This is a genomic window from Actinomadura sp. WAC 06369, assembly GCF_003947565.1.
GTDB classification, from domain to species: domain Bacteria; phylum Actinomycetota; class Actinomycetes; order Streptosporangiales; family Streptosporangiaceae; genus Spirillospora; species Spirillospora rifamycini.
The window spans coordinates 1-6039 of record NZ_QHJN01000278.1 but is presented as its reverse complement, the minus strand read 5'-3'; the positions used below and the strand labels follow the sequence as shown (position 1 = coordinate 6039).

The following is a 6039-nucleotide window of genomic DNA, read 5'->3' as shown; positions in this document are numbered from 1 at the left end:
CGCGCACCCCGTCCGGCGGGCCGCCCGGTGGTGGGGTCGGGAGAGCGGTCGGCCTGCGCGGGCGCCCCGCCGGACGGGGTGCGCGAGTCGCGGCCGGGCCGTCCGCCCGGCCCCGCGCTCTCCCGGCCCGGCTCCCCCGCGGCCCCGGGCGGACGGCCCGACGCGCCAGGGTTCGTCGTAGTCTGGGGGGACGCGCGGGGCGGGCGGTCGCAGGTGGTGGTTCGGCACGCCCCTTGACTACCAACAGTCACGGCGCGGGCACAATGCGCCTCGCCGGGATGTCCGGCCTCGGGAGCGGATACGGGACGGCCGGGGCCCCGCGGCGTCGCAGGGCCCCGGCCGTCCGGCGGCTCACAGCAGCGCGACCCCGAGGACCAGGACGAACGCGATGGCGGTGACGCCCTGCACGAGGGTCGCCGCGGTCTGCGCGCGGTAGGCGGTGGAGACGCTCATGCCGGAGAACTGCGTGACGACCCAGAAGTAGGAGTCGTTGACGTGGCTGACGACCATGGCGCCCGCGCCGATGGCCATGACCGCCAGGACCTGGCCGACGGGGACGTTGCCCATCATGACGTCCAGGCCGAGCGCGGGCAGCAGCGGCTGCGCGAGCGTCGAGGTGATGATCAGGGCGGCGGTGGAGCTGCCCTGGGCGGTCTTCAGCAGCGCGGCGAGCGCGAACAGCACCAGCAGGGCGACCGGGCCCGCGACCGCGGAGCCGTCGCCGATGAGCGACTTGATGTAGTCGGCGATGGGCGTGGCCTTGATCACGGCGCCGAACGCGCCGCCCGCCCCGGTGATCACCAGGATGATCGCGGCGTCGGACAGGCCCTCGCCGACCCAGGTGGTCAGCACCTCGGCGTCGCGGCGGGCGGGCAGCAGCGCCAGGGCGAGCAGGACGCCGATGAGCAGGGCGTTGACGGGCGTGCCCAGGTCGGTGAGGACGTCGCCGAGCATGCCGTCGACCAGGGTGCCGTCGCCGGAGGGGAACGCGGCGACCGACCCGATCGCCATCAGCAGGATCGGGACGAGGATCGGCGTGACGGCGCGGCCGAGGCCGGGGATGCGGTCGAACTGGGCCTTGTACTCCTCGAACGTCTGCTCGGCCTGCGGCAGGGCGCTCTCCAGGTGCGCGGTGCGGCGCAGCGCCCACGCCAGTCCGGCGATGGTGGCGACCAGGGACACCGGGATGCTGAACAGGATGACCCAGATCAGCCCGTCGGAGCCGATGCCGACGTTGCCGGCGGCGGCGATCGGGCCGGGCGTCGGCGGGACGAACGTGTGCGAGGCGTACAGGCCGGTGGCGAGGGCGGTGCCGAGGACGACGGGGTTGCGGCCGGTCTTGCGGGCGATCGACCGCTGCAGCGGCGACAGCACGACGTAGCCGGAGTCGCAGAACACCGGGATGGACACGACCCAGCCCATCAGCGACATGGCGATGGCGGGGTGCCGCTTGCCGACGACCTTCAGGACGGCGTCGGCGAGGGTGACGGCGGCGCCGGTGCGCTCCAGCACCTTCCCGATGATCGTCCCGAAGATGATCACGAGGCCGATGCTGGCGAGGATCGTCCCGAAGCCCTCGGCGATCGTCCCGCCGAGGTCGGCCACGTACGGCTCGTCGGATCCGGAGGCGGCGCCGATCCCCATCGCGGCGAGCCCGAACGCGAACGTCGCCACGACGATCGCCAGGAACGGGTGCAGTTTGAACCGCCCGCTCAGCAGGATGATCAGGCCGATGCTCGCGGCGAGCGCGAGCAGCAGGAAGGGACCGGTGGTGGTCATGGGACTCCTTGGCGTGCCTTGCGTGGGGGTGGGCCGCGCCGCCGGGTGGTGAGGGGCGGCGCGGACGGTCGAGGGGGCCGGGTGCCGCGGCGCGGGGCCGGCGGCCCGGGGGTCAGGACGTGCGCAGCCGCACGACCTGTTCGGCGAGGCCGGCCAGCAGCGGCGCGGCGGAGCCGATGAGCTCGTCGAGGGTCCGGGGGCCGTCGGCGAGGCTGAACGCGGCGGTCAGCCCGAGGGCGTGCAGGTCGTCCAGCGGACCGGCGACCGACCCGGCGAGCGCCACGGCGGGGACGCCCCGGCCGCGGGCGAGCCCGGCGACCACCGAGGCGACCTTGCCGCCGGCGCTCTGCCCGTCCAGCCGCCCCTCCCCGGTGATCGCCAGGTCGGCGCCGTCCAGCGCGGCGGGCAGCCCGACCATGTCGGCGACCAGTTCGGCGCCGCGGGCGGGTTCGGCGCCCAGCACCGCGGCCAGCCCGCCGCAGGTGCCGCCGGCCGCGCCCGCGCCGGGCAGGTCGTGGACGGCGACGCCGTAGCGGTCCCGCAGGACGTCGGCGAAGCGGGCCAGCGCGGCGTCCAGCTCCCGTACCTGGGCGGGGTCGGCGCCCTTCTGCGGGCCGAACACCGCGGCGGCGCCGGACGGCCCGACGAACGGGTTGGTGACGTCGCAGGCGACGCGGAACCGGGTCTCGCGGACGGCGGCGGGCACCCCGGAGTCGTCGATCGCGGCGAGCCCGGCGAGCGCGGCGCCGCCGGGCGGCAGGTCGGCGCCGTCCGCGCCGGTGAACCGGACGCCGAGGGCGCGCAGCAGGCCGGTGCCGCCGTCGGTGGTGGCGCTGCCGCCGACGCAGACCAGGACGTCGCGGGCGCCGCGGGCGATCGCGTCGGCGATGAGCTCGCCGGTGCCGGTGGTGTCGGCGCGCATCGGGTCGCGTTCGCCGGGGGCCAGCAGCGGCAGCCCGGACGCCGCGGCGAGTTCGACGACCGCCGCGCGCCCGTCCCGGGAGATCGCGTAGGCGGCGTCGACGGGGCGGCCGAGGGGGCCGGCGACGGTGCGGGTGACCTGCTCGCCGCCGCGGGCGCGCAGGAAGCAGTCCACGGTGCCCTCGCCGCCGTCGGCCATCGGAACCTGCACGACGGTCGCGCCGGGCGCCGCGCGGCGGACGCCGGTCTCCACGGCGGCGCACACGGCGGACGCGCCGAGGCCGCCCTTGAACGAGTCGGGCGCGACGACGATGCGCACGGGGTCCTCCTTCTCCTGGTCGGCCTGGGCTTGGCCCGCCTGGGCTTGGCCCGCCTGGGCTTGGCCCGCCTGGTCCTGGTCGCCGGGTTGGACAGACCTTAGAAGCGGCGGGCGGGGCGGGGCACCGGCGCGGCGACCAAAGTCCGCGCCCGGGACCGGCCCGCCGTTTGTGCACGGCGCCGAGACATCGCGCGAGGGACGGCGGGGGAGGGGCGGCAGGCGAGGGGCGGGGAGGGTCAGTCGAGGTCGGTGATGTGGAGGGCGAGGCGGAGCGCGACGGCGTCGTCGAACGCGCGCGGGTCGCGGCCGGTCAGCTCGGCGACCCGCCCCAGCCGGTACACCAGGGTGTTGCGGTGGACGTTCAGTTCCCGGGCGGCCCCGGCGACGTGCCGTCCGCGGTCGAAGTAGGTGCGCAGGGTGCGGCGGAGCTCGTCGGGGAGGGGGCCGAGGACGCGGTCGGCGGCCGCGCGGGCGGCGGCGTCCGGCAGGTCGGCGAGCAGGACGCCCACCTCCTGCTCGCGCAGGGTCGTGACGTCGGGCAGGGTGCGGCGGCGCAGCGCGAGGCGGGCGCGGCGGACGGTCTCGGCGAGGGCGTCGAAGTCGGCGGACGTCCCGCCGTCCAGCAGGCACGCGCGGGGCAGGTCGCGGCGCAGGTCCAGCAGCCGGGCGCGCAGCGCGGCGGGGGCGGCGGCCCCGGCCACCACCCACAGGGTGCCGGTGACGTCGACCGACGCCAGGACCTGCCGCTCGCCGCCGCCGAGCCGCCGGTAGAGGCTGCCCGCGGCGCCCATCGCGTCGGCGGCGGCGTCGGCGGCGGGCCGCACCGCCAGCAGCGCGAACGGAGGTTCGGGGCGGGCGTCGACGAGCCGCAGCCGCTGCCGCCACGCCGCGGCGGTGAGCCGTCCGGCCAGCAGGTCGGCGACGATCTGGTCGCGGGTGCGGCGGCGCCACTCGGCCTCGGCCCGCATCGCCTGCTGGGTGATCATCAGCTCGGTCATCAGGGCGACGGCCTCGGCGAGGTCGCCGACCTCGCGGGGCTCCCCGGTCACCCCGACGACTCCGGCGATCTCGGCGCCGATCTTCACCGGCAGGTTCACGCCGGCGCGGGTGCCGCGCATCCGCCGCGCCTGCGCGCCGGTCACCGCGACGGGCGCGCCGCTGCGCAGCACCCGGACGGCGCCGTCGTGCACGCCGCCGACGCGGTCGCGGTCGCCGCTGGCGATGATGACGCCGCGGCCGTCCATGAGGTTCACGTTCCGGCCGAGGCGCCGCATGATCTCGTCCACGATGGCCTGGGCGTCCGCACCGGTGATCACGCGGCCACTCTATGCGGCGGCCCCCCGCGGCCGTCCCCTGCGACCGTCCTCTGCGGGCCGGTGGGCGTTCAGCGCGGGAGCCGGTCCCGCAGCGCGCGGAGCCGGTCGCGGACCTGCGGTGAGGCGTCCACCAGGGTGCAGGGGGCGTTGAGCGCCGCGATCGCGGCGGCGCACTGGGCGACCAGGTCGGCGGAATCGGCGCTCAGCCGGACGGCGCAGGCGTCGGGCCCGCGCGGGTCGATCCGGCCCGGCACGCGCCCGAACAGGCGGGACCGGACGTCCTCGGCGGCGAGCGCGATCTCGAGGCGGGCGGTGTGGCGGTATTCGGCGGAGGCGAACGAGCGCAGGAGGTGCGCGGCCGGGTCGGGCGCGGGGAGCGGACGCGGGACGAACCGGTCGTGCGCGGGGCGGGGGTCGGCGACGCGGTCGGCGCGGAAGGTGCGCCAGTCCGCCCGGGCGGGGTCGTAGGCGATCAGGTACCAGCGGCCCGCGGCGGCGACCAGGTGGTGCGGTTCGACGCGCCGCGCCCCGGCCGCCCCGGCCGCGTCGGCGCGGCCGGGGTAGTCGAAGGCCAGGACGCGGCGGTCGCGGCAGCAGGAGGCCAGCACCCCCAGCGTCACGGGGTCGACGCGGGGGCCGCTCGCGGACGGCGCCGCGGCGGCGCCGCCGAGCGCCGACAGGCGGGGCCGCAGCCGGGCGGGCAGGACCCGTTCCAGTTTCGCCAGCGCCCGCATGGAGCTGTCCTCGATCCCGGCGACGCCGCTGCCCGCGGCCGTGACCAGCCCGGCCGCGACCGCGATGGCCTCCTCGTCGTCCAGCAGCAGCGGCGGCAGGTCGCGGCCGGACGCCAGCCGGTAGCCGCCCGCGGTGCCGGTGGTGCTCTCCACCGGGTAGTCCAGCGCGCGGAGCCGGTCGATGTCGCGGCGCACGGTGCGGCCGCTGACGCCGAGCCGTTCGGCGAGGTCGGCCCCCGACCATTCGCGGCGGCTCTGCAGCAGCGCCAGCAGCCGCAGCAGCCGTCCCGGCATGTCCTTGCGGACGGACGTCCCGCGCGCCGCTTCCCCGTCCCCCGGTGCCCCGTCCTCCGGTTGCTTGTTCACGCGCACCATGATGGCCGTCGTTGCGGACAAGATGTGTCCACAAGGGCTCCTAGCGTGTGCCGCATGGACACGACGACGAAGCTCGCCGCACGCGTGGACGGCCCGGTGTACGCGTCCGGCGACGAGGAGTACGACGACCGGCGGACCGGGTACCAGCTCCTGGACCCCCATCGCCCCTCGGTGGTGGTGGAGGCCGCCGGGCCCGGGGACGTCCGCGCGGCGGTGGAGTTCGCGGCCGGGACGGGCGCGCCGCTGGCGGTGCAGGCCACCGGCCACGGCCGCGCCGCCTCGGCCGGGGGCGTCCTGGTCAGCACGCGCCGCATGTCCGGTGTCCGCGTCGATCCGGGGACCCGCACCGCGTGGGTCGAGGCGGGCGCGACCTGGGCGCGGGTGCTCGAGGCGGCCGCGCCGCACGGGCTGGCGCCGCTGTCGGGCAGCTTCCCCGGCGTGGGCGCGGTCTCCTACACGCTGGGCGGCGGCGTGGGCCTGCTGGCCCGGCGGTACGGTTTCGCCGCCGACCACGTGCGCCGCGTCGACCTGGTGGCCCCGGACGGGCGGTTGCACCGGGTCACGGCGGACTCCGATCCGGAGCTGTTCTGGGGGC

The 6039-nt window shown here is 77.4% G+C and carries 5 protein-coding genes; 1 reads left to right on the top strand and 4 read right to left on the bottom strand.

The genetic code is table 11. The features are described from left to right. Window positions 1-351: 351 nt before the first annotated feature. The 4 genes from DMH08_RS37970 to DMH08_RS37955 form a co-directional block, all read right to left on the bottom strand. Window positions 352-1779: a GntP family permease gene (locus tag DMH08_RS37970; RefSeq protein ID WP_125621062.1), complete on the bottom strand. Its 1428-nt coding sequence runs from the start codon at window positions 1777-1779 to the stop codon at window positions 352-354. A 112-nt stretch (window positions 1780-1891) separates the two neighbouring features. Continuing rightward, entirely contained in the window at window positions 1892-3019 is a 1128-nt protein-coding gene (locus tag DMH08_RS37965; protein WP_125621060.1) for a glycerate kinase, read from the bottom strand. Window positions 3020-3255: 236 nt separating this feature from the next. Beyond that, window positions 3256-4335, bottom strand: coding sequence for a CdaR family transcriptional regulator (locus DMH08_RS37960; protein WP_125621058.1), 1080 nt, complete (start codon window positions 4333-4335; stop codon window positions 3256-3258). Between the two features lie 68 nt (window positions 4336-4403). After that, entirely contained in the window at window positions 4404-5435 is a 1032-nt protein-coding gene (locus tag DMH08_RS37955) for a helix-turn-helix transcriptional regulator (protein ID WP_325052983.1), read from the bottom strand. 63 nt (window positions 5436-5498) lie between these two features. On the opposite strand from DMH08_RS37955, the gene DMH08_RS37950 reads away from it, so the two are divergent. After that, the coding region (locus DMH08_RS37950; RefSeq protein ID WP_148108645.1) for an FAD-binding oxidoreductase at window positions 5499-6039 on the top strand (541 nt) is incomplete at its 3' end.